The 24,212-nt window shown below is 63.9% G+C and carries 22 protein-coding genes; 9 read left to right on the top strand and 13 right to left on the bottom strand.

The features are described 5' to 3' along the window. The first annotated feature begins 1 nt into the window (after nucleotide 1). From ACVCMJ_RS13500 to ACVCMJ_RS13475, 6 genes are all read left to right on the top strand, one after another. Nucleotides 2–727, top strand: coding sequence for an SDR family NAD(P)-dependent oxidoreductase (locus ACVCMJ_RS13500; RefSeq protein ID WP_447081914.1), 726 nt, complete (start codon nucleotides 2–4; stop codon nucleotides 725–727). A gap of 5 nt (nucleotides 728–732) precedes the next feature. Next, complete coding sequence (locus ACVCMJ_RS13495; RefSeq protein ID WP_447081913.1) at nucleotides 733–2,442, top strand: FAD-dependent oxidoreductase; 1,710 nt, start codon at nucleotides 733–735, stop codon at nucleotides 2,440–2,442. Nucleotides 2,443–2,457: 15 nt separating this feature from the next. Continuing rightward, on the top strand, nucleotides 2,458–3,063 hold the full coding sequence (locus ACVCMJ_RS13490; protein ID WP_447081912.1) for a glutathione S-transferase: 606 nt from the start codon (nucleotides 2,458–2,460) through the stop codon (nucleotides 3,061–3,063). Nucleotides 3,064–3,108: 45 nt separating this feature from the next. Next, nucleotides 3,109–4,128, top strand: coding sequence for a fumarylacetoacetate hydrolase family protein (locus tag ACVCMJ_RS13485; protein ID WP_447081911.1), 1,020 nt, complete (start codon nucleotides 3,109–3,111; stop codon nucleotides 4,126–4,128). Nucleotides 4,129–4,133: 5 nt separating this feature from the next. Next, nucleotides 4,134–4,778: a maleylacetoacetate isomerase gene (gene maiA / locus ACVCMJ_RS13480; protein ID WP_447081910.1), complete on the top strand. Its 645-nt coding sequence runs from the start codon at nucleotides 4,134–4,136 to the stop codon at nucleotides 4,776–4,778. Nucleotides 4,779–5,005: 227 nt separating this feature from the next. Next, nucleotides 5,006–6,448: a DEAD/DEAH box helicase gene (locus tag ACVCMJ_RS13475; protein WP_447081909.1), complete on the top strand. Its 1,443-nt coding sequence runs from the start codon at nucleotides 5,006–5,008 to the stop codon at nucleotides 6,446–6,448. Nucleotides 6,449–6,508: 60 nt separating this feature from the next. Here the strand turns inward: ACVCMJ_RS13475 and argE are convergent, their stop codons facing one another. From argE to ACVCMJ_RS13455, 4 genes are all read right to left on the bottom strand, one after another. Next, nucleotides 6,509–7,660: an acetylornithine deacetylase gene (argE, locus tag ACVCMJ_RS13470; RefSeq protein WP_447081908.1), complete on the bottom strand. Its 1,152-nt coding sequence runs from the start codon at nucleotides 7,658–7,660 to the stop codon at nucleotides 6,509–6,511. A gap of 66 nt (nucleotides 7,661–7,726) precedes the next feature. After that, the gene (locus ACVCMJ_RS13465; RefSeq protein WP_447081907.1) at nucleotides 7,727–9,106 is read right to left on the bottom strand and encodes an MFS transporter; all 1,380 of its coding nucleotides are present in this window, start codon (nucleotides 9,104–9,106) and stop codon (nucleotides 7,727–7,729) included. Nucleotides 9,107–9,208: 102 nt separating this feature from the next. Then, nucleotides 9,209–9,715, bottom strand: a complete 507-nt coding sequence (locus tag ACVCMJ_RS13460) for a chemotaxis protein CheW (protein ID WP_447081906.1) — start codon at nucleotides 9,713–9,715, stop codon at nucleotides 9,209–9,211. A 71-nt stretch (nucleotides 9,716–9,786) separates the two neighbouring features. Next, a complete protein-coding gene (locus ACVCMJ_RS13455; RefSeq protein ID WP_447081905.1) occupies nucleotides 9,787–11,502 on the bottom strand; it encodes a SulP family inorganic anion transporter in 1,716 nt (571 codons plus the stop codon). Nucleotides 11,503–11,715: 213 nt separating this feature from the next. Here ACVCMJ_RS13455 and ACVCMJ_RS13450 point away from each other — a divergent pair, with 213 nt between their 5' ends. Continuing rightward, on the top strand, nucleotides 11,716–12,159 hold the full coding sequence (locus ACVCMJ_RS13450) for a CHRD domain-containing protein (protein ID WP_447081904.1): 444 nt from the start codon (nucleotides 11,716–11,718) through the stop codon (nucleotides 12,157–12,159). Nucleotides 12,160–12,382: 223 nt separating this feature from the next. Further along, the gene (locus tag ACVCMJ_RS13445) at nucleotides 12,383–13,249 is read left to right on the top strand and encodes a D-amino acid aminotransferase (protein WP_447081903.1); all 867 of its coding nucleotides are present in this window, start codon (nucleotides 12,383–12,385) and stop codon (nucleotides 13,247–13,249) included. A 42-nt stretch (nucleotides 13,250–13,291) separates the two neighbouring features. On the opposite strand, the gene ACVCMJ_RS13440 is transcribed toward ACVCMJ_RS13445, so the two are convergent. The 8 genes from ACVCMJ_RS13440 to ACVCMJ_RS13405 all read right to left on the bottom strand — a co-directional run bounded on the left by ACVCMJ_RS13440 (nucleotide 13,292) and on the right by ACVCMJ_RS13405 (nucleotide 21,889). Further along, nucleotides 13,292–14,167: a MurR/RpiR family transcriptional regulator gene (locus ACVCMJ_RS13440; RefSeq protein WP_447081902.1), complete on the bottom strand. Its 876-nt coding sequence runs from the start codon at nucleotides 14,165–14,167 to the stop codon at nucleotides 13,292–13,294. 3 nt (nucleotides 14,168–14,170) lie between these two features. Beyond that, a complete protein-coding gene (locus ACVCMJ_RS13435; RefSeq protein WP_447081901.1) occupies nucleotides 14,171–16,327 on the bottom strand; it encodes an acetate--CoA ligase family protein in 2,157 nt (718 codons plus the stop codon). Continuing rightward, a complete protein-coding gene (locus ACVCMJ_RS13430; protein ID WP_447081900.1) occupies nucleotides 16,328–17,110 on the bottom strand; it encodes an enoyl-CoA hydratase/isomerase family protein in 783 nt (260 codons plus the stop codon). It lies immediately after the preceding gene. A gap of 69 nt (nucleotides 17,111–17,179) precedes the next feature. Then, nucleotides 17,180–17,968 carry a branched-chain amino acid ABC transporter ATP-binding protein gene (locus ACVCMJ_RS13425; protein WP_447081899.1) on the bottom strand — a complete coding sequence of 263 codons (789 nt, stop codon included), beginning with the start codon at nucleotides 17,966–17,968 and terminating at the stop codon, nucleotides 17,180–17,182. Next, entirely contained in the window at nucleotides 17,965–18,723 is a 759-nt protein-coding gene (locus tag ACVCMJ_RS13420) for an ABC transporter ATP-binding protein (RefSeq protein ID WP_447081898.1), read from the bottom strand. Before ACVCMJ_RS13420 ends, ACVCMJ_RS13425 begins: the two co-directional genes overlap by 4 nt. Further along, entirely contained in the window at nucleotides 18,713–19,711 is a 999-nt protein-coding gene (locus tag ACVCMJ_RS13415) for a branched-chain amino acid ABC transporter permease (protein ID WP_447081897.1), read from the bottom strand. Before ACVCMJ_RS13415 ends, ACVCMJ_RS13420 begins: the two co-directional genes overlap by 11 nt. After that, nucleotides 19,711–20,610: a branched-chain amino acid ABC transporter permease gene (locus tag ACVCMJ_RS13410; RefSeq protein WP_447081896.1), complete on the bottom strand. Its 900-nt coding sequence runs from the start codon at nucleotides 20,608–20,610 to the stop codon at nucleotides 19,711–19,713. Before ACVCMJ_RS13410 ends, ACVCMJ_RS13415 begins: the two co-directional genes overlap by 1 nt. Before the next feature lie 64 nt (nucleotides 20,611–20,674). Next, complete coding sequence (locus ACVCMJ_RS13405; RefSeq protein ID WP_447081895.1) at nucleotides 20,675–21,889, bottom strand: ABC transporter substrate-binding protein; 1,215 nt, start codon at nucleotides 21,887–21,889, stop codon at nucleotides 20,675–20,677. Nucleotides 21,890–22,203: 314 nt separating this feature from the next. Here ACVCMJ_RS13405 and ACVCMJ_RS13400 point away from each other — a divergent pair, with 314 nt between their 5' ends. Further along, the gene (locus ACVCMJ_RS13400; RefSeq protein ID WP_447081894.1) at nucleotides 22,204–23,244 is read left to right on the top strand and encodes a C45 family autoproteolytic acyltransferase/hydolase; all 1,041 of its coding nucleotides are present in this window, start codon (nucleotides 22,204–22,206) and stop codon (nucleotides 23,242–23,244) included. A 10-nt stretch (nucleotides 23,245–23,254) separates the two neighbouring features. Here ACVCMJ_RS13400 and ACVCMJ_RS13395 read toward each other — a convergent pair whose 3' ends face one another. Beyond that, complete coding sequence (locus tag ACVCMJ_RS13395) at nucleotides 23,255–24,208, bottom strand: ornithine cyclodeaminase family protein (RefSeq protein WP_447081893.1); 954 nt, start codon at nucleotides 24,206–24,208, stop codon at nucleotides 23,255–23,257. Nucleotides 24,209–24,212: the final 4 nt, after the last annotated feature.

The raw sequence follows: 24,212 nt of genomic DNA, 5'->3' as shown, positions 1-24,212 counted from the left end.
CATGAATGCAGTGGCATTGGTCACCGGCGCCGCCGGCGGCATGGGACGCGTCATCGTCCGGCGCCTCGCCCAGGACGGATTTTCCGTCGTGGCTGCGGACCGGGCCGACGACCCGCTGACCAAACTGGAACAACAGCTCAAAAAGGAAGGCCTGGACATCCAGACCCGCGTGGTGGACCTGGCCCAGGAAGCCGCCATCGCGGCGCTGCTCGATGGACTGCCCGCGCTATCGGCGCTGGTCAATAGCGCCGGCCTGTTCGACGAACGCGACTTCTTCAAATTGACGCAAGAAGACTTTCGCCGCATGTACGAACTGAACCTGATTGCCGCCGCCACGCTGACCCAGGGTGCCGCCGCGAGAATGAGTGCGGGCGGCAAGATCGTCAACATCGCCTCGCGCGCCTACCTGGGCGCGCGCCACCACGCCCACTACGTCGCCTCCAAGGCAGCCCTGGTCGGATACACGCGCGCCAGCGCCATGGAGCTGGCCCCCAGGGGCATCCTGGTCAACGCCATCGCGCCGGGGCTCATCGACACCCCGATGCTGCGCGCCCTCACTCCGGAACGACTGGCGGCACAGCTCGCCTTGCAGCCCACAGGCAAGGCCGGCACCCCGGAGGACATCGCCAATGCGGTGTCCTTCCTGGCCGCCCCCGGCATGTCCTTCATTACCGGCCAGGTGCTGTTCGTGGACGGGGGCAAATCGCTGGGCGGATCGGGAGCGTGACCATCATGGAAAACATCGAATGGAACCAGACAGTCGACGTGGTCGTGGCAGGTTCGGGCGCGGGCGGAATGTCGGCGGCGCTCACCGGCCATTTGGAAGGGCTGGATGTCCTGCTGGTCGAGAAGACCGACCGTATCGGCGGTTCGACGGCCGTCTCGGGAGGCGCCATCTGGATCCCGTTGAATCCGGGGGCGACCGCCGCCGGGCATGGTGACGATAGCTATGAAAAGGTCTGGGAGTACCTGCAGCAGATCGTGGGCCGCGCATCCCCGGATGATCTGAAGGAAGCCTATCTCCGGAACGGCCCCGAAATGCTGGACTACATGAGGGCGCACCAAGTCCTGGACGTGGCGACGCGCACCTATTCCCCGGACTACTATCCCGACAGTCCGGGCGCCGCGCTCGGGGGCCGGGTGGTGGATCCGACCCCGTTCGATGGCAAACGGCTGGGCGCCCACTTCAAGGAGCTGCGCGATCCCCTGAAAGAATTCGTGGTCCTGGGTGGCATGATGGTGACCGTCACCGACGTCTACCAACTGCTTGCCGCCACACGGTCCCCGAAGTCCTTCTGGTATTCGGGCAAGCTGGTGCTGGCATTCTGGCTGGACCGCCTGCGCGGTTACCACCGCGGCACCCGGCTGCTGCTGGGCAATGCACTGGCGGGGCAGCTTTTCCTCGCCGTCCTGAAGCACAAGATCCCCTATCGGCTCGGCACCGCGGCACGCCGGCTGCATCGCGACGAAAGCGGACGAGTCATCGGCATCACCGTCGATCACAATGGCACGGAACATCATATCCGGACGCGCAAGGGCGTTGTCGTCGCCACCGGGGGCTTCCCGTGGAACGCCCAGCTTCGCGCCGAATACTTTCCCAAGCCCACCGGGCCCTGGTCCATGTCGCCCGAGGGCGACAGCGGCGACGGCATTGTCATGATGCGGGACGCTGGCGCGGTCATGGGGACCGGTCACGTGGCTCCCGCGTCCTGGGCACCCGTCTCGCTATGGAAAAAGCCGGACGGCACCATGACCCGATATCCGCACCTGGTGTGGGAACGGGCCAAGCCCGGCCTGATCGCCGTCAACCAGAACGGCGAGCGTTTCGTCAACGAATCCACGTCGTATCACGAATTCGTGAAGGCCATGTACGCGTCCGGAGAGAAGCCCGACATTCCGGCGTGGCTGATCTGCGACCGGCAATTCATCGATACCTGGGGGCTGGGGCTGGCGCTGCCCGGGGGTCGGCCACGCCAGCACCTGATCCGGGACAGGTACCTGATCGAAGCGCCCTCGCTGGCGGCACTGGCCGGGAAGATCGGCGTGGACGCACAGCGCCTGCAGGCCACCGTCGCACGCTACAACCAGTTTGCCGCCAAGGCCGAAGACCCGGACTTCGGCAAGGGTTCCACCGCATACAACCGCAATCTGGGCGATCCCTCGCACAAGCCCAACCCCTGCCTGCGGACGATTGGCGATGGTCCCTACTATGCGGTACAAGTGGTGGCGGGCGACATCGGGACGTCCTGCGGCATCCACACCGATCCGGGAGCGCGCGCGCTCGACGCCGAAGGGCAGGCCATCCCGGGACTTTTCGTCGCCGGCAACGACATGCAATCCGTCTTTGGCGGCACCTACCCGGGCTCGGGCATCACCCTGGGCCCGGCACTGACCTTCGGCTGGATGGCGGGCCGCGCATTGGCCGCGATGAACAACGGATAACTGAAAGGAAAATCGATGAAGCTGTACTACTCCACCACATCTCCTTACGTTCGCAAATGCCTGATCGCCGCGCGCGAGCTCGGTCTCATGGACCGTATCCAGATTGCCCCGGTCGTGACCATGCCCACTCAGCACAACGCAGAGCTCATGCAGCGGAATCCCCTCTGCAAGCTGCCGACCCTGGTTCTGGAAAACGGGTCGGTGCTCTACGACAGCCGCGTGATCTGCGAATACCTGAATACGCTGGCAAGCGGTTCCCTGATCCCCGAAGGAGACGCACGCTGGGACACGCTGGTGCGCCAGTCGCTTGCCGACGGGCTGCTGGATGCGGCGCTGCTGATGCGCTACGAAGCAGTCCTGCGCCCGAAGGAATTCCAATGGTCGGACTGGCAACAGACCCAGGAAGACAAAGTACGCAGCGCACTGCGCGAACTGGAGTCGACCGCCGCGACCTGGGTCGATCGCCTGGACCTGGGCACGATCGCGGCCGCAAGCGCCCTGAGCTACCTGGATCTGCGATTCCCCGAACTGGACTGGCGGGCCGCTGCGCCAACGCTCAAATCGTGGTTTGCCGCCTTCAGCGAGCGTCCCTCCATGCGTGGGACCGCGTTCAAGGCCTGACCATGGCCGCAGCGCGCCGAACTTGAATCTCTACCCGGATTCCTCATGAAACTAGCCACCCTCAAATCCGGCGCCCGCGACGGCCGGCTCGTCGTTGTCGCCCGCGATCTGGCGCGCTGCGTCGCCGTGCCGCAGATCGCCGCGACGCTGCAGGCCGCGCTTGATGACTGGTCGAGTTGCGAGCCCCGGCTTCGCGCCGTCTACGATCAGTTGAACGCCGGACAGGCCGCGCACGCACAACCCTTCGACGCCGCCGCCTGCCATTCACCGCTGCCGCGGGCCTACCAGTGGGCGGATGGCTCGGCCTACCTGAATCACGTGGAACTGGTCCGCCGCGCCCGCAACAGCCAGGTCCCGGAATCCTTTTTCACCGACCCGCTGATGTACCAGGGAGGCTCGGACTCTTTCATCGGACCGCGCGATCCCATCGTCGCCGACAGCGAAGACTGGGGCATCGACATGGAGGCCGAGGTCGCGGTGGTGACGGACGATGTTCCCATGGGCACATCGCCTGACGACGCCATCACAAAGATCCGCCTGGTGATGCTGGTCAACGACGTGTCGCTGCGCGGCCTGATTCCCGGCGAGCTCGCCAAGGGATTCGGCTTCTTCCAGTCCAAGCCCGCCAGCGCATTTTCACCCGTCGCCGTGACGCCCGACGAACTGGGGGACGCCTGGGCCGGCGGGAAGGCCCACCTGCCCATTCGGGTGGACTTGAACGGCGAGCCGTTCGGGTGCCCCGACGCCGGCCAGGACATGACGTTCCATTTCGGACAGCTCATCGCCCACGCCTCGCGCACGCGAGAGCTGGAAGCCGGGAGCATCATCGGCTCCGGGACCATTTCCAACAAGCAGGGCGGGCTCAACGGCTCCAGCATCCGCAACGGCGGCGTGGGCTACTGCTGCATCGCCGAAGTCCGCATGTACGAGACCATCGAAACCGGCCAGCCGGCAACGCCGTTCATGCGTTTCGGCGACCGGGTGCGCATCCACATGGAAGACGCGCAGGGCCGGAATATCTTCGGCACCATCGATCAAGTCATCACTCGCCGCGCGGAGGCGTGAAAGTCATGTACGAGCTGTATTCCTACTTCCGCAGTTCAGCGGCGTACCGGGTCCGCATTGCGCTGGGTCTCAAGGGCCTGGACTTCAAACTGACCCCGGTGCATCTGCTCAAGCACGGCGGGGAACAGCACTCCGCCGAATATCGGCGCATCAACCCCGAAGGCCTGGTGCCGACGCTGGTAGACGGCGAGACGGTGCTGACGCAGTCCCTGGCCATCATCGAATACCTGGACGAAATGCATGGTCCGCGCACGCTGCTGCCCGACGATCCATTGTCCCGCGCCCGCGTGCGCGCCCTCGCCTTGCAGGTCGCCTGCGATATCCACCCGCTGAACAACCTGCGGGTACTGCGTTGGCTGGCCCATGAGATGCAGGTGGAAAAGGACATGCGCGATACCTGGTACCGGCACTGGATCGCGGTGGGCTTCGATGCGCTGGAGGCCAGCTTGCAGTCGCTGCAGACCGGCCTGTGCTGCCACGGTGATGCGCCCGGCCTGGCCGATTGCTGCCTGATCCCCCAGGTCTACAACGCCAGCCGCTACGAGATGGAGCTGTCGGCGTGGCCCACGATTGCCCGCATCGCCGAGCACTGCAATTCGCTGCCGGCATTCCGGGCGGCCAAGCCGGAGGCACAGCCGGACGCTGAATAGATTGAGCTCTGACGGAACGGCCGATTGACATAGGGTTTTCACTCATGCCATAATCGCTGATTGCCTGTTTTCTGACCTTCTGACCTTGGCGCTTCCTGCGTGCCATCCAGGTTGATTCGGTCGACGCACGCGACTGACCGCTGCAGCAGACTTCTGCGGCGCCAACCTGGCGGGATTCCAATTCCTTCCCGCAGCACACCGCCCACCCATACGGGCACAGGGAACTCATGTCTTTCGAAACACTGGGGTTGTGCCCCGAACTCGTCTCTGCCTTGCACGAACAAGGCATCACCACCCCCACCACCGTCCAATCGACGGCCATCCCGGAGGCACTGGCTGGACACGACCTCATCGTATCGTCGCAGACCGGCAGCGGAAAGACCGCCGCCTTCATGCTGCCGGCGCTGGAGCGGCTGAGCCGCCACAGCGGCACGGGCGGGCGCGGCGTTCAGGTCCTGGTGCTGGCTCCGACGCGCGAACTCGCCATGCAAGTGGCCGACGCCACGCGCGACTACAGCAAGCACCTCAAGCAGCTGCGCATCGCCACCGTCGTGGGCGGCATGCCCTACGGTGCCCAGATCAAATCGCTGGCGCGGCGCGTGGACGTGCTGGTGGCGACCCCAGGCCGACTGATCGACCATCTTCAGGCGCGGCGCGTGAATCTGTCGACCGTTCAGGCCCTGGTGCTGGACGAGGCCGACCGCATGCTGGACATGGGCTTCATCGAGGACATAGAGGCCATCGTCAGCCGCACCCCCGATGCCCGTCAGACGCTGCTGTTTTCCGCCACGCTGGACGGCAAGGTGGGCCAGCTCGCGGCGAACCTGCTGCATGACCCGCAGCGCATCGAGATCTCTCCCGAGCGAAAGGACCACTCGAACATCCAGCAACACCTGCTGTACGCCGATGACGGATCACACAAGCGATCATTGCTCGACCACTTGCTGCGCGATACCGACGTGGACCAGGCGATCGTCTTTACGGCGACCAAGCACGGTGCCGATGAGTTGGCGGACCATTTGTCCGACCAGGGATTTCCCGTGGCCGCGCTGCACGGCGACATGAACCAGCGCCAGCGCACCCGCACACTGGGGCTCGTGCAGAGCGGTCGCGTACGGGTGCTGGTGGCCACGGACGTCGCCGCCCGCGGCATCGACGTACAGGCAATCAGCCACGTGGTGAACTTCGATCTGCCGATGCAGGCCGAAGACTACGTCCACCGGATTGGCCGTACCGGCCGCGCCGGGCGGTCCGGGCAGGCATTCACGCTGGCCGTACCGGCCGAGCGGCACAAGATCCGCCGGATCGAACACTTCATCGGTCACGCCATCCCCGCCGAAACCATTCCGGGACTGGAGCCCAAGCGCGCGGTACGGCCCACCTACAAGGATCATCCTCGAAAGGCGCGGCCTCAGGGTGGCAAGCCGGGCAGCAAGACTTCCTGGCATAAGGATGGAAATACAGCGGGAAGCAAGTCGCCCTGGCACAGGGACGCCGCAGCCCCCGCCGCCAAGTCCCCGTGGCACAAGGATGCCGGCCCGGCTGGCGCCAAAAAGCGCCCCGCTTCCGCCTCCCGGCCCGGAAAGCCAAACGCCAAGCGTGGCCCCGCCCCCCAGCCGCGCGGCGACCGCCGCAGCTCGAACCGCCAAGCGCGGACAGCGACCTATTGAGGGGAGGCCGGTGATCCTGCGTTCGACAACGCGGAGATCGCCGCACCAAAACTGCCCCGGTCAGCGCGCGAGGTCCGCCATCATGCGGTCCAGGAACGACTCGCAGGCTTGGACCTGGGACACCTCGATGTATTCGTTGGGCTGGTGCGCCTGATCGATGGATCCAGGGCCGCAAACCACGACGGAAAATCCGCGCCCCTGAAACTGGCCGCCCTCGGTGGCATAAGGCACCACGCCGCAGCGCGCGTGGCCCGATAGCCGCATGGCGATCCGCTGCGCGGCATCGTCCCCGTCACCGGCCAGTGGTGGCGCGTCTGCACGAATCTCGGTCGTGATGGACGCCGCGGGGGCAATCGCCCGCATCGCCGGCAACAGTTCGTCGCAATAGCTTCGAAAGCGGCTCACGATGCGCTCCACGCTGTCCCCCGGCAAAGGACGCACGTCCCAGGTAAAGGAACATTCGCGAGAAATGATGTTGACCGCGGTACCGCCCTTGACCACGCCGACGTGGATGGTGGAATACGGCGGCACGAAAGCACACGCCGGATCGGCATTGGCCTTGTTCTCGGCCATCAGGTCACCCAGGAAGGCAATGAGCCGGCCCGCCGTCATGACGGCGCTGACGCCGCGCTGCATCTGGCTGGAATGCGCCTCATGCCCGATGATGGTCGTATGGGCCAGCGCCAGTCCCTTGTGAGCCATGATGGGAGCCATGTCGCTGGGTTCTCCCACGATCACGGCGCTGGGCTTCGGGATCTCGCGCACCAGGCGGTCGATCAAGGCGGGAGCCCCCGCACAGCCGACCTCCTCGTCATAACTGAGCGCAAAGTGCACGGGCCGCTTCAGCCCCGCCTGCAACATCCGCGGCACACGGGCCAGCCCCACCGCAATGAAGCCCTTCATGTCGCACGTGCCGCGGCCATACAGGCGGCCGGAGTGCTCAGTCACGACGAACGGATCAGTGTCCCAGGGCTGGCCGTCCACAGGCACCACGTCGGTATGCCCCGACAGCACGATGCCGCCTTCCGTGGCCGGCCCTACTGTGGCAAAAAGACTGGCCTTGCGCCCGTCCGGACTTCGCACCAGGTGACTGTCCACGCCCAATCCCGACAGGTAATCGCGGACATAGTCGATGAGTGCCAGGTTGGAGTTGCGCGAAACAGTATCAAAGCCGACCAGCTTTGTAATCATGTCCAGCGATTGCCGATCCATGGAAATTCCTCCGAGCCATGACTGATTTCATTCAAAAGCCGGACCGAAACATTCCGGCGCCCTTCTCTACCACGCCCCCCGCTGCTCGGGAACATATTTCACGAGCATGATCGCCAGCAGCCGGATGAGCGCCACAGCCACGTAAACCCACGCCAGAATAGCGCCCGGATTGCTTTGGTAGGCCAGAAAGGCTGCCACCACCGAGATCGTGGCGATCGACCCGGTCTGCAGGGACAGCGTCCGCAACGCCGCCAGCATGGAAGAGGACTCCGGCGCGAGCTGCAAGCCGGCATTGCGCATGGCCGGGTTGATGGCGCCATTGCCGGCGCCCACCAGGAAAGCGGAAAACGCCAGCCAGACGTAGGGCGAGCCCGCCAGCGGCGGCAAGGCCAACCCCACCAGGCCCACAATGCTGACGGCGCTGCCCACATAAAGCGGCAGATGGTAGCCCGTGCGGCGCAGCAGCACCACAGCGGTCAGCGAGCAGATCATGGCCGCCGCGCCTTGCGCGGTGAGCAGCGTCCCGGAACCCACGGCGTCGATGCCATATCGGCTCGTGGCATACAGCGGGACCAACGCCATGGCGCCCACCACGAAGCCGCTGAAAATCATGTTCACCAGGTTCACGGCGCCAAAGTTGTGTCCATAGATCAGCCGGGGCGCAATGAACGGCGAATCCGTGCGGCGGATATGGCGAAAGAACAGGGCCAGGGATGCGATCGCCACCAGCAGGAACCCGAGGAATCCGGCCACGCTTACGCCACCCTGACGTTCGCCCAGGAGGGTCGCCGCGAGCATGCCCGACAGCAGGCTGACACCCAACAGAACGATCCCCAGGACGTCCATCTTTCGACCCCCGCGGCCCTCCACGACGGGATCGTGCGGGATGAAGCGCAGGGCCAGCAGGAAAATGACCAGACCGATCGGCACATTGACGTAGAACACGTCCCGCCAGGACGAATAGGCGACGAAATAACCGCCGAAGATGGGGCCTATCATCGCCCCCACCGGAAAAATGCTGCCAAAGAGACTGACGTACCGGTCTCGCGTCTTCCCGAAATGGTCGACGATGATGCCGGTGGCCGTGGGCGTAAATCCGGCCCCGCCCGCCGCTTGCACGGCGCGCAGCACGATCAGTACATAGATGTTGTCGGCCATCCCGCAGCCAAACGACGCAAGCGTGAATGCCAGCGTCGAGCCGATGAAGACTTTGCGGCGGCCGAAGCGCTCGGCCAGCTTGCCGCTGACCGGCAGCATGAGCACGAACCCGAAGGAATAGGCCGTGATGGTCCAGCTCGTCAGGTTGATGGATGTGTTCAACCCCTGCTGGATCGAATGGAGTGCCGTCGCGACGATGGTCGAATCGATCGACATCATGAGCAGCGCCATGGCGATGATGGCAAAGACCGTCTTGCGGCGCACCGGCGCCGTGGAGGCATGGGTCATACTGGACGTATCCGAATCGTAGGGTCAGGGATGAACCGACACAGGCCATCGTCAGCCTCTATCCGGCAAATCCGGGCTTTCGACAGCATACGCCAGACGGATTCAGATCACCGAAGCGCGAGCCCTCGTCGCCGCCATTTCCTCACCGGTGAAGAGCTTCGCCACGTCCACCAGCACGATCGGATCGGCTCCCACCTGCCCCAGGCCCAGGAGCGCCGACGCCGGCACGATGGGGTCGGAGGTCGGCGCCTCACCGATGCGATCCGACTGCTGAATCGTGACGCCACGAATGCTGTCGACCACCAGCCCGACCGGCTCGCCGCGAATCGTTGCAAACACGATCCCCGACAGAGCCGTCGGCTGCATGGGCGCGGCACCGAGCTTGGCGCCCAGATCGATCAGCGGGACCTGCACGCCCGAAAGGTAGCCGCTGCCCTTGACGAAGGCGGGGGCACCTTCGACGCCGTCCACGGCTCCAGGGTCGAAGTGACGGAGTTCCGCCACCAGCGAATAATCCATTCCATAGGGGTATCCCCCGAGGCTGAACACGAGGAAGTCCTCGCCGAGAATCTCCAACGGTTCACCGTTCCTGTCGTATACCGGCTTCATGATGATTTCCCACGCTACGGTCACACGCTTAGTATTGAACGAATGGCGTCGCGTGGATTACAGCCGGTGGTTTACTGTTGACTCACATCAATGTCAGTGCCGATCGAATCCTGCTTCCGGGCTGTGGGGCAACGGTGCCCGCGCCCGTCTCTTTGCTGGCGATCGATGTAGCGCAGCGCCTGCCCCAGGCTGGAGGGTATTGCCTCTTCGCCCGCTGCCTCGACGAAACCCGCCCGATGCAGTTTGCGGCTCACGCGCTCATTCGCGCCACAGAGCAGCAGCTGCACGCCTTGACTGCGCAGCCCTTTGGTCAGCCGGTTCAAGGCATGCAGCGCCGTGATGTCCGCGAAGGGCACCCAACTGAGTCTGAGAACCAGAAACCGGATACGGCTGTCGACCGGCAGCCTCTCCAGATGATCGGCCATGGCGAAGAAAAGCGGGCCGTGCACCTCGCAGACCTGCACGCCCGAGGGGCTGCCGGCGAGACCGGCATCCCGCCATTCGGCGTCCAGATGCGGTCCGTCGAGGGCAATGACCTCGACGGAGTGCGCCATGCGGCGCAAGAAATGCAGCACCGAAAGCACCATGCCAATGTTGACAGCCACCACCAGGTCGCTGAAAACGGTGAGCAGGAAAGTCGCCCACAGTATCACCACATCGGCGCGCGGCGCACGGCGGATGAGCCCTACGAAACGGGGTGCCTCGCTCATGTCCCAGGCCACCACAAAAAGCACTGCCGCGAGCGTGGTCAGCGGGATATGGACGGCAAGCGGTGCAAGCAGCACCAGAATGAGCGCGAGGGTCAGCGCATGCACGATGCCCGCAAGCGGGCTATTGCCGCCGTTACGGATATTGGTCGCGGTCCGCGCGATTGCGCCCGTTGCCGCAATCCCGCCGAAAAGGGGAGAAAAAATATTGGCCAGGCCCTGGCCGATCAGCTCGGCGTTCGAATCGTGGCGTGTCCCCGCCATGCCGTCGGCCACGACAGCCGAAAGCAGCGATTCGATCGCCCCGAGCATCGCAATAGCGAAGGCCGGAGCCAGAAGCGTGATGGCCTGATCGAACGTCCAGGAAGGCCAGACAAATGAGGGCAGACCGCGGGGAATGCTCCCGAAGGCGCTGCCTATCGTGGCGACGTGCGAAAAATGAAATACGCCTTGCATGGGCGTCGCCACGATAAGCGCCAATAGCGGTCCTGGCACACGGGAAAGCGCGGGTATCCAGCGCGGCAGCAGGATAAGCACCAGTGAGCCCAATCCAAACAGCGTGGTCGTCGTATCGAGCAGGGTAAGGTGGCCCAGGAGCCACGAGAACTTTTCGTGAAAATAGTGGCCAGGCACCGGCGGCAAGCCGAAAAAATCCCGCCATTGGCCCACGAAAATGATGACGCCGATTCCGGCCGTGAAACCGATGATGACCGGCACCGGAATGTAGCGGATGACCGCGCCCATGCGAGCCATCCCCAAGCCGCACAGAATGAGCCCCGCCATGAGGGTGGCGAGCTGCAGGCCATCGATTCCGTACTGCGCCACGATGCCCGAAAGAATGACGATGAAGGCTCCGGTGGGGCCCGCGATCTGTACGCGGCTGCCCCCGCACACGGACACGAACAGCCCTGCGATGATGGCGGTATAGAGGCCCTGTTCCGGTTTGACGCCCGAGGCAATGGCAAAGGCCATCGCCAGCGGCAAGGCGACCACGCCCACGATCACGCCGGCCACGACGTTCGGCAGCCAGTTGCGCGATGCGAAGAGCCCGGCGCGCTGCGCCTCGATGAACGCAATCATGAATCGGTACCGCCCATCGTTCTCCCTCAGGGTGACATGGCCGTCAGTAAGGCGAAGTAGTCAGTAAGGCGAAGTAATTGGTCCTTCCAGATGTCAACGCCATGACAATCGCCATGGCACGAAACGCCATTGACGGGCACACTATATTTCGCCTCTGGCGGATGATCAATTCCTGCGATCGTCGCCGGCGGCCTTACATCAAGGAGAATCTCCATGAGCTACCATCCGATTTTCTCGAAATCTCGTCTTGCGGCCCTCATGGGCAGCATCGTGCTCGCGGGACTGGCCACCGGCGGCAGCGTCGCCATGGCCGCCCAGAACAAGGTCATGCTAAGCGGCAGCCAAGAGGTTCCTGCCGTCACGACGTCAGCCAAGGGCGAAGGCACCATCACCGTCAATTCCGACAAGACGGTCAGCGGCAGCGTGATGACTTCCGGTGTGGACGGCACCATGGCCCACATCCACCAGGCGGCGGCGGGCAAGAACGGGCCGATCATCATCCCGCTGGAAAAGAAGGGGAACAATGAATGGATGGTACCGGCAAATGCCAAGCTGACCGACGAGCAGTACAAGGCGTACGAAGCGGGCGATCTTTACGTCAATGTGCATAGCGACGCGCACAAGGGCGGCGAGATCCGGGATCAGCTCAAACCCTGATACGCGCCCAATATTGATTGGATGTCGGCAGGGCACCACGCCCCGCCTCATCGGCGAGCGGATGATGGAACCCATGGCGTCCCCGCCAGAGACACGGCCGCTTGGTAGACTATGTCATGGCTCTTCGTAATGGGCTGGGCCCATTTCGCCATTTGCCGCGCCCCTGCAAGTCGGGGGCGCCTTCAAAATCACCGTCTCAATGACCGCATCAAGAGGCTCGCAGATGATTCCGAATGTCGATAACGACAGTCTCGTTTACCTGAATGGCGACCTCGTGCGCCTGGGCGACGCCAAGATCTCCGTGCTGGACCGGGGATTCATTTTCGGCGACGGCATCTACGAAGTCGTCCCGGCGTACCGGGGCAAGCCTTTCCGCATTCATGAACATCTCGCGCGCCTGAATCGCAGCCTGAAAAAGGTCCGGATCGATACCGGCAAGTCCGACGCGGAGTGGGAGCATCTGCTGCGCAGCATGCTCCAGCGCTCGGGGCTCGCCGATTGCATGGCCTATCTGCAGGTCACGCGCGGCGTGGCGAAACGCGACCACGGCTTCCCGGACGAACCTTGCGAACCCACCATTTTCTGCATGGTGTCCCCCTTTGCCCGTCCCGATGCCCACAAGCGCGAACACGGCATGTCAGTCGTGAGCATGCCGGACCTCCGCTGGCTGCATTGCGACATCAAATCCGTCTCGCTGCTGGGCAATGTGCTCGCCAAGCAGTTCGCCACCGACGAGGGGGTGGACGATGTGGTCCAGTTCCGGGATGAACGCCTGTCCGAAGGCTCGTCCTGCAACATCTGGATGGTGAAGGACGGTGTGCTGTGCGCACCCTTGCGCGACGAATTCATCCTGGAAGGCATCCGCTACGCCTTCATCCAGGAACTGGCCGAAGAGGCTGGCATTCCATTCGAGGCGCGCACCATCCTGCGGGATGAAGTCGAACATGCCGATGAGCTGATGCTGTCGTCCGCCACCAAAGAAATTCTGCCCATCACCCAATACGATGGCCGTGCCGTCGGTTCCGGCACGCCCGGACCTGTCTACGCCCGCTTGCGCGCGGGCTACGACGCCGCGATCGCGGCCCTCTGACGCACTCGTCGAATTCGATGAAGGCTTCCGCGGCCGCCGCGGCTAGCGGTTGTCGAGATAGGCCTTGGTCGTCCGCAGGCGTGATTCCGTGCGTGCCAGCTGGTCCACCGCGCCCTTTCCCCCCGACACCAGCAATTGCTGCGCCAGCATCTCCACGAGGGCGTGCAATGCGACAGTGGTAGGAAAAAAGGAATTCCCGTGAGTGTGGAAGAGCAACAGGGTGTCGGCGCGTAGCGCAATCGGCGCCACCGCGCTGTCACTGAGAACAATGATGTGGCAGCCTTCCGCGCGGGCCGCATCGGCAACCACCAGGACCTCGGCCGAATAGGGCGCGTAGCTCATCAGGACCACCGTATCGCTGCCGCGCAGATGGTGCAGATCCAGGTCCATCGTGCCGCCGGTATTGTGCAGCACGTGCACGTCCGACCGGAACAGGTTGCACAGGTACCCCAGGCTGAATGCAGCCGGATAGCAGGAACGGAAGCCCGCAATCAGGATGCGGGTGGCCCCCTGCAACTGGTTGACCGCCTGGGCCATGGCCGCCTGGTTCGTGGGTCCCAGCAGGCTCAGATTGCGGCCATGTTGCGCCGTCGCCGTCTCCCAGGCCGTCTGGACGGACTTGGGATGCTGCACCAATGATTGCGCGCGCGCGGTGTAGCTTTCCGGCAAGGGATGGAAGTCGCGCACGAATACCGCCTTCATCGCGTCCCAACCGGGATATCCCAGATGCTGCGCCAGCCGGACCAGCGTGGCGGGCTGAACCCGTGCGAGGCTTGCCAGCTTGCGCGCGGAAAGCGTCGATACCTGGATGGGGTGATCGATCAGGTAGCGCGCGCCGACCTTGAATTGCGGAGTCAGGCCCGGAAAGCGGGACTGGATGTGACCGACCAGTTCTTCAAGCGTATTGGGCGCAGGCATGATTCAACGGTGAGACCCGTCAAGGACGATCCGCGCATCCAGCACATGAACACCGCCCGGCGCGGCCCATACGGGGTTCAGATCCAGCTCAGCGATTTCAGGGTGTGCGGTACACAAGCGGGATACGCCAAGCATCAGCTGGACCAGGGCGCCGCGATCCACCGCGGCAGCGCCTCGTACGCCCTTCAGAATGGCATGCGCCTGGATGCCGTCCATCATCGAACAAGCGTCTTGTTCACTGATGGGCAAGGCGCGGAAGACAACGTCATGCAGAACCTCAACGAGAATCCCACCCAACCCGAACATCAGGACGGGGCCGTAGCTGGGATCGCCGACGACGCCAATGACGACCTCCAGGCCGTCCGGCGCATCCGCCATGGGCGTGACCAGCACGCCCCGGACGTCCGCGCCCGGAACGGTTCGGCGAACGCCCGAGACAATAGCATGGAACGCGCGTTCTACGCCCGCGTCATCATGGAGACCCAGCCGGACGCCCCCGGCCTCCGTTTTGTGAACGATATCCGGAGAAACGACCTTCATCGCAACGGGTGAAGCCAGCGCGTGAAACGCAGCGAGAGCCTCGTCGCCCGTCCCGGCAAGATAGGCGGGCGGCATGGCGACCCCCGCAGCGCTCAGCAGGGCTCGCGCCTCGTGCTCCAGCATCAGCGTGCGGCCGTCGGCATGTACCTCGTCGATCAGTGCCTGCACGGGCGGCAACGGCTCGGCCACCGCAGTGCGCCGGGGCCGCCGCGCACGAGCCTCGCCGAAATCGGCCAACGCCGCCAGGCAGCGGACCGTGCGCTCCACGGACCCCAGGACCGGGATTCCATTTTCTCGAAGAGCGGTGAGCGCCGTCGGTCTGGCAGGGCCGGTCAAATAGGCATACAGACTGTGCACGAGAATGGGCTTGCCCAGGCTGGCGCACAGGTGGGCCAATGTGTGGGATGTCTCGATCTCCACGCCTTCGAGCGTCGCCGAAAAACGCAGGGCATAGCCCCCGTACAGGCCGGTGATGAGGAGCGAGTCCACATTGGCATCCCGCAGCAGGATTCGTGCGCAAGTGGCAAAGACGCCAGGATCGGCGTCGGTTCCGCCCGCGACGTCGACTGGGTTGGCCAGCGAAGCGGAGGGAGGCAGAATCGCGGCCAATGCGTCGCGCGTTTTCTGCTCCAGGTTCGCCAGTTCCAGTCCCTGCTCCACCAGGCTGTCCGTGGCGATCGTGGCATGGCCGCCGCCGTCCGCCAGCACGGCCACACGCCGCGACCTGGGCGGTGATAGCAGCGACAGCGTCTCGGCCACCGGCAGGATATCGTCCGAGCGACGGACCAGGATGGCGCCCGCCTGCGACAGGACGCCGGCACTGACGGCAAAATCACCCGCCAGCGCCCCGGTGTGGGACAGAGCGGACCGCTTGCCGGCGCTGCTGCGTCCCGACTTGTACACGACCACAGGCTTTTGCCGCCCCACGCGATCGAGCGCGGCCAGGAATGCGCCGCCGTTCTTGATTCCTTCGATGTAGGCAATGACGACGCGCGTGTCCGGATCCTGCTCGAAGTAATCCAGGTATTCGTGAAACTGAAGATCGGCTTCGTTTCCAACGCCGATATAGGTGCTGAGGCCGATCTGCGCCCCGGCCTGAGCCTCGGTCACGAGCGCCAGCGCCATATTGCCGGACTGCGACAGGAGGCCGATGCTGCCGGGTCTCAGATCCGAAAATCCCACCAGATTGCAGGCGCAATGCGTGTTGAAGATCCCTGAAGTGTTCGGGCCGATAACGCGGACATGGGCCGATCTCGCCGCGTTGACAAGTTCGATCTCCAGTTGCCGCCCCGACGCACCGGTCTCGCCAAAGCCGCCCGCCAGTACGACGGCCCCCTTGACCCCGACCCGGCCACATTGGGCCAGAACCTGCGGCACCGATTTCGCCGGTGTGCAGATCAGCGCCAGGTCGGCCACAACGGGGCATGCCAACAGGTCCGGGTAACAGCGGAGGCCCAGGATCTCCGTCTCCCTTGGGTTGACGGGCAGGATCGTGCCAGCGTATCCGTCGTCGATCAGCTTCTGGATGGAGCGGAACCCCCGCTTGTGAGGATCCCTGGATGCCCCCACGATCGCGATGGATTGCGGCGACAGGATGGTGTTCAGAATGGACGCGGCCATCTACAGTCCCCTGAAAACCGGCGAGCGCTTTGCGGCGAAGGCATCGATCCCTTCCTGCCAATCCTGCGTGGTCGAGCAGAACATCATTCCCTCGAGTTCCGCCGTCAGTGTCGCATCCAGCGGCCGATCGCTGGCCGTATTCAGTTGTTCCTTTGCCAGCCGCATCGAGAAGGGGGCCTTCCGGGCGATTTGCAAGGCAAACTGTCTGCAATGACCGGCGAACCCATCGTCCGGGAACACGCGCGCCGCGAGACCCATCGCCACGGCCTCGTCCGCCGGAATCCTCTCACCCAGGAACACCAGTTCCCGGGCCTTCGCCAGGCCCACCAGCCGTGGCAGCAAGGCCGTCACTCCACCGCCCAGAAAATTTCCCAGGCTTATTTCAGGAAAGCCGATCCGGGCCGTCTGCGCCATCAGCATGAAATCGGAAGCCACCGCCATTTCCGCCCCCGCGCCCAGCGCATATCCGTGGACGGCCGCCACGACGGGTTTGCCCAGCAGCAGCAGACGCCGGCAGACGGACTGCTCGCCCCGCAGGTACTCGCGGCGCTCGAATGCGGTCCGGCCGGCTTTGTGGGCCTTGAGATCGGCACCCACGCAGAAAGCGCGGCCGGCGCCCGACAAGAGCACGACACGCACTGCCGGATCCTGTTCGGCTGTATCCAGCGCAGCGTTCAGCTCGTCGTAGAGCTGCTGCACGACGGCATTCAACCGCTGAGGCCGGTTGAGCCGAATCTCCGCGATGCCCTCGCGTGCCTCGTACAAGATTGTTTCCCACGACATGACGGATCCCGATGTTGATTTCGACGAGGGTGAATGAGCGGGTCGCCGTGCCCGAAGCGCCAGCCACCCTCATTCGCCGCTGGCATAGAGCCACCGCGCCACCAGCGCGTCGGTGTCCCCTCCGAACTCCTCCCGCGGCCCGCTGGCGACCACGGAACCGGTCTTGACGACATACACGTAGTCCGTGATGTCCAATGCACTGCGAATGTCCTGGTCCACCAGCAACACCGCCTTGTCCAGTTCATGTGCCAGCCCTTCCACGATCTCGTAGATGGATTCGCTGGTCTGCGGGTCGATCCCGGCCGTCGGCTCATCGATCAGATACACCGACGGTTCCGCCATGAGGCTGCGGGCAATCTCCACCTGGCGCTGCTGCCCGCCCGACAGTTGCCCCGCAGGCTGCCGGCGCTTGTTTTCGACAACCGGAAACCGGGCGTAGACGCGGTCCAATCGGCTCTGGATCTCCGACTTCTTCAGACGCGCATGCCAGAGTCCCAGGCGAAGGTTGGATTCCACCGTCAGGTACGGAAACAGGCTGGGACGCTGCGGCAGGTAGGCCACCCCAAGGCTCAACATCCGATGCGGCGGACTGCCCGTGATGTCCTGCCCATCAAGCAGCACCTGGCCGGCGCTGGGATGCAGGAATCCGAACATGGCCTTGAGAAGGGTCGATTTTCCGGTTCCGTTGGGGCCTACCACACACGAAATCCTGCCCTTCCAGATCCGTGCGGTCAGCCCGCGCAGAATATCGATGTCCTGGGTATAGCCCGCGACCAGGGCTTCCCCGGAGAAATGGGGAGCCGTTTCGAAATAGGAGTCCGAGGAGGCCGATCGCGTGCCGCCCGCCATAGCCGTCATGATGCCGCCCTCCCATTCGCCTTGCGTGAACCGGTATACGCGTGGATCACCGCGGGATCCCGGAGCACGTCATCCACGGAGCCATCGGCAATCTTTCGACCCTGTGCCATGACTGCGGCGCGGCGGACGACCGACCGGATCGCATCCAGATTGTGATCGACCAGCACGATCGTCATGCCGCGCTCGTTGAGCGCCTTGATGTGTTCGATGATCTGATTGAGCAAGCGGGGATGCACGCCGGCGAATGGCTCGTCCAGCAGGATGAGCTTCGGATCCAGCATGAGCGCACGCCCCAGTTCCAGAAGTTTCTGCTGTCCGCCGGAAAGCGAGCGTGCGTAATCCTGGCCGAGGTGGGCCAGCCGCAGGAATTCGAGTATCTCGCCGGCCTTTCGTTCGGCCTCGGTGCGCTTGGCGCGCATGTCGGAAAGCGCCGGCACGATCAGGTTTTCCAGCACACTCATGCGTCGGAACAGCCGGGGAACCTGGAAGGTCCGGGCCACGCCGTGGCGCGCGAAGAAATGGGCGGCCATGCCGGTCAGATCGGAGCCATCCAGCAGGATCTGCCCGCCGTCGGAGTACAGGGCGCCACACAGCATGCTGATGGTGGTGGTCTTGCCGGAGCCATTGGGGCCGATCAGACCCACAATTTCGCCGGGGGCGATGTCCAGGGACATCTCGGCCACCGCCTGGATGCCGCCGAAATGCTTGGAAAGGCGTCGCGCCGTAAAGAAAGGCCCGGAGGAGTCAGTTGCCATGTGGTTTCTCCGATGTGCCGCCCGGCGCGGAGAGCCGCGAGGACACCGCCGCCGGCCGGCGCCCGATGCGGTCGATCAGCGGCAGGAGCCCATTGCGCGCGAACCGTTGAACGAGAACCAGGGCAAGGCCAAGCAACACAAAACGCAGCTCGCCGTAATCGCGCAGCAGCTCGGACAAAAGGTAGACGATGGCCGCGCCCACGACGGCGCCCGGAAGGCTCTCGATCCCGCCGATGACCGCCATGGCGATGACGATGCCCATTTCCGGAAGAATCATCATGTTGGGGGTGAGGATCCCGATGAAGTGCGCATAGTAGATCCCCGCGATGGCCGCAATGCCACTCGTGACGACGAATACCAGGATCTTGTAATGAGTCGTGTTGACGCCGCTCGCCTGGGTGGCCCCCTCATCTTCACGGATTGCGCGCAAGAACAAGCCGACACGCGTATGCAACAGGAACCCCATCAGCAGCATGGATCCGATCAGCAATGCCAGGCCGAGGTAGTAGTACGGAACGTCCGAGTCGCCCTTGAAGAATCTGGGCACCTGCAGCCCGAGGCTGCCGCGGGTCACCTGCTCCTCGGCGATCAGTATCATGCGGAAGACCTCGGAGATGGCGAGCGTGAACAGCGCCAGATAGGGTCCGGACAGCCGCAGCACCATGAAGCCGATCAGTGCCCCGACCACGATGGCGAGGACGAGACCGATGAAGATCGCCAATGGAAAATAGGCCGTGCCCATGTGCAGCACGATCAGCGCCGAGGCGTACCCGCCCAGCGCGGCGAACATGAGATGGGCAAAAGAGAACTGCCCGGCAAACCCCGCCAGCAGGGTCCAGCTCGACGCCAGGATGGCGTAGTACCAGAGGATGGCGCCCACGTGGATCCAGTAGGCGCCCCCGAAAAGCGGCACGGCCAGCGCCACGACCAGCAAAATCACCTGAAGGATCGCGGATGCGGACGGACGTTGCGTGTACCCGTTTGCCATCACTCGAGCCTCAGGTGGACGCGCCCGAACAGGCCTGTAGGTCTGAACAGCAACGTGACGATGAGCAGCACGGCACCGAACGCCTGGGTATAGGCCAATGCCCGATTCGGATCGGGCAAATAACCCACGCCCCAGCTTTGCGCCAGCCCCAGCAGAATGCCGCCGGCAATGCTGCCGCCGACCGACCCCATGCCGCCGATCACAATGATGATGAAGGCCTGCACGACCGGGAGATCGCCCATGCTGGGCGACAGGGCAAAGATCGGCGCAATCAGCGCGCCGGCCCCGCCGGCCAGCGCCGAGCCCAGGCCAAAGGCAATGGTGTACATGCGGCGCGGATTGATGCCGATGACGGCCGCCGATTCGCGGTTCTGGCTGACCGCATCCAGCGCCTGTCCCAGTGTGGTGCGCGCGAGAAACCAGGTCGTGGCGCACAACAGCGCAATGGCGACCAGAGCGGCAATCAGACGGTCGTAGGGCAGGATGATGGGTCCCAGAATCAGCGTGCCGGCCATGAACGGAGGCGGTGACTTGCTGAACGGCCCAAAGACCACGATGGCCAGGTTGGACAGGAGGATGGTCATGCCGAACGTCACGATGATGGCGTACTCGTCCTTGCGCTCAACCTCGTCGGTGTAGACCGGGCGCATGACCAGGATCTCGAACAGGACGCCAAAAAGAAACAATGCGGCCATGGCCACGACCACCCCGCCAACCGGGGGCAGGCCCAGAGAGCGGATCGCGTAATAGGAAACGTAGCCACCGACCATGTAGAAGGCGCCGTGCCCGAAATTCACGACGCGCAAGACGGAAAAGATCAGGGTCAGGCCCGCCGCCGTCAAGGCGTAGATCAGCCCTATCACCAGCCCGTTGACGGTCAGTAAAGAAAAATAGCTCACGCTGCGCTCCCGCTCGTTGCACGTCGTCCGCGCACCGGCCCGCGGGCCGATGCGCGGATCCGCTTCATTTCACCGGCAAGATCTTGTCGGTGGTTGCCCACTCTTTCGGGTAGACGATGGCGGCATCCTCCGGGGCCTGGTTCATTTGCGTGTACTGGATGACCGTGAAGGGAACATCCATGAACTGGTGATAGGCCCAGGCAGGGGTCTTGTCGGTCGAGAACGAATACGTTGCGTTCACACCGGTGTAGTGAACGTTCTCGAGCCCTTTGATCACGGCCTTCGGATCGCTGGACTTGGCCTGTTCGATCCCCGCGACGACCACTCCGAGCGTGTCATAGGCTTCCATCGCCACCCCGGTGGGCGGGCGGTTATAGCGCTGCTGGAAAGCCTTGACGAACCCTTTCGCCTTGTCGTTCCACTGCGACTTGGGTCGCGCCACATTGACGATCAGCAAGTGGTTGGCGCATTCGCCGTCCACCTCCCAGACATCCTTCTGCAACAGACCCGATGAACCGATCATCTTCGTGTCGGCATTGGGGGCGAATCCGAGCTGGCAGGCCTGCTTGACGATCTGGTACTGGGCCTGGCCCGCCACGATCATCTGCAGCAGGTCGGGCTTGGGCTTCTGGCTCATCAGGCGGATCAGGGAGGGCGTGAAATCCTGCTGATTCAGGTCGATGGTGGCCGGCGTATCCGCAACACCTTTCTTCTTCAGGGTGTCCTGCACCACCTTGGCGCCGCCCTGGCCGAAGTCCGTGTTTTCGGCAACGGTTGCCACGTGCTTGAATCCCTGTTCGGCGATCCAGTCGGCGATCTTCACGTAAATCAGCGAATTGGCGGGCGCCAGGCGGAAGACTTCCGGATACTGCTTGGCCGTGATGTCATCGGACCAGACGTCCGTCCCCACCCAGGGAACGCCGTACTGGTGCGCCACATCGATCTCGGCAAGCGCGACGGAGCTATGGAATTCGCCAAAGATGGCCGATACCTTGTTCTTCGTGATCAGGCGCACCGCGGCCGCGCTGCCTTCGGAAGGCTGGCCCTTGGTGTCCTCGTAGAAGATCTTCAGCGGCCGGCCCAGCACTCCGCCCGCCTTGTTGATCTCGTCGACCCCAAGCTCGACCGCCCAGCGCATTTCCTGCCCGCTGGAATAGTTGCCGGGCGCCGATAGAGGCCCAACCCACCCTAAATTGACCGGTTCTGCGGCGGGCGCTGCGGCGGACGCCATGGACAGCACTGCGGCTGCCACGACTCCAATACCTCGAGAAAATTTCATGATGGTGTCCTCAGGTGAAGTCCGCGACATGACAGGCTCGACAACGAAGACGTCAACCAACCACCCGGCGTAGCAATGAGTGCGATGACATCACCAACATTCGCGGCCAAACGGTTCTGCAAAACATGTTGCAATTCAATCCTAATACGAAACATATGTTTTATCACCCCCTCGATTTCCCTATACACTGGGCCACACGGCTGACGTACCATGGCCTACTTCCATTGGCTTTTTGCCCTCTTCCAACGCTGCGGGCCATGCCTGCGCGGCTGCCGGGACCAACCGACCGCGCATGAAAGGTCCAGGAGAATGAAATGCCAGCGCTGTCGCATCTCAAAATTTCCGGATCCGCTTTCGCCGCAGGCTTGCAACTGGGACAGTTCGGCGCCGCGGCGCTGCGTCAGCACCTGCTGGGGACCCGGGTGTGGGCGGAAATCATGGCGTGGCGCGGCAGCGCGCGCGTCGCGATCATGGCGCAACTCGTTCGCGAACGATTCCCGCTGATCTGGTCCGAGCTCGAAGGATTGGCGACCGGGCTCGAACTTCCGATGGACGATGTATTCCTGTGGAATTGCCGGGGCGACCTGTGGGCCTTCGCGCCAGACGGCTGCACCACGGTCCTGCTGCCCGGCGACGGCACCGCTCGAATCGTTCATAACGAAGATGGGTACCCGGGGTTCGCCGGGCACTGTGCCGTCGTCGAATACCAGGTCGATGACCAGCCGCGCATGGCGAGCTTCGTCTACCCGGGATCCATTCCCGGGCATACGTTCGCCGTGACAAGCAGCGGGTTGGCCATCACCGTCAACAACATCCGCGGGAAACAGGCCGCCCCGGGCGTACCGCGCATGGTGCTCTCACGTGCTGCCCTGAATGCGGGAAGCGCGAAAGAGGCCGTCAAAATGCTGCAGGACAACCCGCGGGCCGGAAGCTTCCATCTGGCCATCGGCGAAGCTGCGAACGGAGGACTGCTGAGCGTGGAATATGGGGCGTTTGCGTGTTCCGTACAGGCCGTCGCCGCGCCCTCGGCGCATGCCAACCATGCCATCCATGCAGCGACGCGCGACTTGCCCCAGCTGATCACGGCCTCTTCGGGATTCCGACAGATCCGTGCGGAGCAGATGCTGTCGCAGTATTCGATGCAGAACCAGCCGGTGGACGCTTTGGCTATCCTGTCGGACGCCGAAAACGCCGACTACCCCATCGTCCGGATCGACGCAGCCGACAGCGACGACGAAAACACCATGGCCACCGCCGACATCCGCCTGGGCGGAGGCGGCATCGCCTGGCAGGTGCGCGAATCCCCCGCGAGCGGCGTGCGGTTCGACTTCGAGGGTACGGCGCTTCGAACCTGAACCGGACGCATCACCCCACCAACCGGTGTTTGTAGGCCATCTCTGCCGCGACGAGGTCGGCCAGCGCAGATCCCACCGTCTTGAAGACCGTGACTTCCTGATTCGACTGCCGCGCGGGGTCCGCGGCGACGCAGAGACTGGCCATCGTCCCTTTGATGTCGTGCGCCGTGAACAAGCCCGCCTTGACGGGAAACAGGAGATCGCCAGAGGTTTTCACCGCTGTTGAAATGTCGACGTACACCGATGCCTCTGCAATGAGCGCATTGTCCGACTCACGCATGACTGGCGTAAATGAGCCGATCAGATCGACGTGCGTGCCCGGACGCACCCACTCACCCTGGATCAGCGGCTCCGTCGACAGGGTGGCGGTGCTGATGATGTCCGCACGTCGAACGGCCCATTCCAGATCCTCGGCTACGCGCGCATTCATGCCCGCACGGGTCAGTCGGGCAACCAGAGCATCGGACGCCTCGCGCCGGATGTCCCATATCAGAATCTCGTCGATGGTCCTCACGGCACGATAGGCCTCCGGCAGTAGGCTGCCCACGTGCCCAGCCCCCACCACCAGCAATCGGTGCGCGTCTTCACGCGAGAGCAAGCTCGCAGCCAGCGCGGCGGTCGCTACGGTCCGGCGCGCGGTGATCGTGTTCCCGTCGATGATCGCAAGCGCGGAGCCCGTGGCGCCGTCGAACAATACATACACGGATTCCAGGCCGGGCAGATGCCTCGCCATGTTTCCCGGAAACACCGTCACGAGCTTGACGCCCAGGAACGACGGTGTCTTTGTCCCGATGCTCCAGGCCGGCATGGTGAGCAGTGAGGCGTCCGGCTCGTCAGCCATGACGATGTTGTGGTGTTGCCGTTCCGGGACGTGGCAACCGGCTGCAAAGCCTGCCTGCAGGGCGTCGATCAACCCATGCAAAGGAAGGGCGTCGGCGGCGTCCGCCGCATTCACAATTTTCATGGAG

It is taken from the genome of Castellaniella sp. UC4447_H14, from assembly GCF_052978285.1.
This window is presented reverse-complemented; position numbering and strand designations above follow the sequence as displayed.